Source organism: Streptomyces coelicoflavus, assembly GCF_003112555.1.
In the GTDB taxonomy this organism is placed as follows: Bacteria; Actinomycetota; Actinomycetes; order Streptomycetales; family Streptomycetaceae; genus Streptomyces; species Streptomyces coelicoflavus.
Window position 1 is genome coordinate 1 of the sequence record NZ_BEWB01000035.1, and the last position, 3,188, is coordinate 3,188.

At 57.1% G+C, this 3,188-nt stretch carries 1 rRNA gene; it reads right to left on the reverse strand.

The window, feature by feature from the left end:
• Window positions 1-22: 22 nt before the first annotated feature.
• Window positions 23-3,143: ribosomal RNA gene (locus Sco07f_RS39620) — 23S ribosomal RNA — on the reverse strand.
• Between the last annotated feature and the right edge of the window lie 45 nt (window positions 3,144-3,188).

Sequence of the window (3,188 nt, forward strand, 5' to 3'; positions counted from 1 at the left end):
AACACAGTGGACGCGAGCAACTGAGGACAAGCCCTCGGCCTATTAGTACCGGTCACCTCCACACCTCACGGTGCTTCCAGATCCGGCCTATCAACCCAGTCGTCTACTGGGAGCCTTAACCCCTCAAGGGGGTGGGAGTCCTCATCTCGAAGCAGGCTTCCCGCTTAGATGCTTTCAGCGGTTATCCCTCCCGAACGTAGCCAACCAGCCATGCCCTTGGCAGAACAACTGGCACACCAGAGGTTCGTCCGTCCCGGTCCTCTCGTACTAGGGACAGCCCTTCTCAAGACTCCTACGCGCACAGCGGATAGGGACCGAACTGTCTCACGACGTTCTAAACCCAGCTCGCGTACCGCTTTAATGGGCGAACAGCCCAACCCTTGGGACCGACTCCAGCCCCAGGATGCGACGAGCCGACATCGAGGTGCCAAACCATCCCGTCGATATGGACTCTTGGGGAAGATCAGCCTGTTATCCCCGGGGTACCTTTTATCCGTTGAGCGACGGCGCTTCCACAAGCCACCGCCGGATCACTAGTCCCGACTTTCGTCCCTGCTCGACCCGTCGGTCTCACAGTCAAGCTCCCTTGTGCACTTACACTCAACACCTGATTGCCAACCAGGCTGAGGGAACCTTTGGGCGCCTCCGTTACTCTTTAGGAGGCAACCGCCCCAGTTAAACTACCCATCAGACACTGTCCCTGATCCGGATCACGGACCCAGGTTAGACATCCAGCACGACCAGACTGGTATTTCAACGACGACTCCACCCACACTGGCGTGCGAGTTTCAAAGTCTCCCAGCTATCCTACACAAGCCGAACCGAACACCAATATCAAACTGTAGTAAAGGTCCCGGGGTCTTTCCGTCCTGCTGCGCGAAACGAGCATCTTTACTCGTAGTGCAATTTCACCGGGCCTATGGTTGAGACAGTCGAGAAGTCGTTACGCCATTCGTGCAGGTCGGAACTTACCCGACAAGGAATTTCGCTACCTTAGGATGGTTATAGTTACCACCGCCGTTTACTGGCGCTTAAGTTCTCAGCTTCGCCACACCGAAATGTGACTAACCGGTCCCCTTAACGTTCCAGCACCGGGCAGGCGTCAGTCCGTATACATCGCCTTACGGCTTCGCACGGACCTGTGTTTTTAGTAAACAGTCGCTTCTCGCTGGTCTCTGCGGCCACCCCCAGCTCGGAGTGCAAAACTCGTCACCAGGTGTGGCCCCCCTTCTCCCGAAGTTACGGGGGCATTTTGCCGAGTTCCTTAACCATAGTTCACCCGAACGCCTCGGTATTCTCTACCTGACCACCTGAGTCGGTTTAGGGTACGGGCCGCCATGAAACTCGCTAGAGGCTTTTCTCGACAGCATAGGATCATCCACTTCACCACAATCGGCTCGGCATCAGGTCTCAGACTATTGCCAGGCGGATTTACCTACCTGACGTCCTACACCCTTACCCCGGGACAACCACCGCCCGGGATGGACTACCTTCCTGCGTCACCCCATCACTCACCTACTAACCGCTTGGTTCGGCGGCTCCACCACTCCCCTCAACTCCGAAGAGATCAGGGCGGCTTCACGGCCTTAGCATCACGATGCTCGATGTTTGACGCTTCACAGCGGGTACCGGAATATCAACCGGTTATCCATCGACTACGCCTGTCGGCCTCGCCTTAGGTCCCGACTTACCCTGGGCAGATCAGCTTGACCCAGGAACCCTTAGTCAATCGGCGCAAACGTTTCTCACGTTTGTATCGCTACTCATGCCTGCATTCTCACTCGTGAACCGTCCACAACTCGCTTCCGCGGCTGCTTCACCCGGCACACGACGCTCCCCTACCCATCACAGCCGGCGTTGGCCGTATTGCTGCAATGACACGACTTCGGCGGTACGCTTGAGCCCCGCTACATTGTCGGCGCGGAATCACTAGACCAGTGAGCTATTACGCACTCTTTCAAGGGTGGCTGCTTCTAAGCCAACCTCCTGGTTGTCTGTGCGACTCCACATCCTTTCCCACTTAGCGTACGCTTAGGGGCCTTAGTCGATGCTCTGGGCTGTTTCCCTCTCGACCATGGAGCTTATCCCCCACAGTCTCACTGCCGCGCTCTCACTTACCGGCATTCGGAGTTTGGCTAAGGTCAGTAACCCGGTAGGGCCCATCGCCTATCCAGTGCTCTACCTCCGGCAAGAAACACACGACGCTGCACCTAAATGCATTTCGGGGAGAACCAGCTATCACGGAGTTTGATTGGCCTTTCACCCCTAACCACAGGTCATCCCCCAGGTTTTCAACCCTGGTGGGTTCGGTCCTCCACGACCTCTTACAGCCGCTTCAACCTGCCCATGGCTAGATCACTCCGCTTCGGGTCTTGAGCGTGCTACTGAATCGCCCTGTTCGGACTCGCTTTCGCTACGGCTTCCCCACCCGGGTTAACCTCGCAACACACCGCAAACTCGCAGGCTCATTCTTCAAAAGGCACGCAGTCACGAGGATGGAGCAAGCTCCATCCCGACGCTCCCACGGCTTGTAGGCACACGGTTTCAGGTACTATTTCACTCCGCTCCCGCGGTACTTTTCACCATTCCCTCACGGTACTATCCGCTATCGGTCACCAGGGAATATTTAGGCTTAGCGGGTGGTCCCGCCAGATTCACACGGGATTTCTCGGGCCCCGTGCTACTTGGGTGTCTCTCAAACGAGCCGCTGACGTTTCGACTACGGGGGTCTTACCCTCTACGCCGGACCTTTCGCATGTCCTTCGCCTACATCAACGGTTTCTGACTCGTCCTGTTGCCGGCAGACAACAGAAGAGAGATCCCACAACCCCGCACACGCAACCCCTGCCGGGTCTCACACGTATACGGTTTGGCCTCATCCGGTTTCGCTCGCCACTACTCCCGGAATCACGGTTGTTTTCTCTTCCTGCGGGTACTGAGATGTTTCACTTCCCCGCGTTCCCTCCACACTGCCTATGTGTTCAGCAGCGGGTGACAGCCCATGACGACTGCCGGGTTTCCCCATTCGGACACCCCCGGATCAAAGCCTGGTTGACGACTCCCCGGGGCCTATCGTGGCCTCCCACGTCCTTCATCGGTTCCTGGTGCCAAGGCATCCACCGTGCGCCCTTAAAAACTTGGCCACAGATGCTCGCGTCCACTGTGCAGTTCTCAAACAACGACCAACC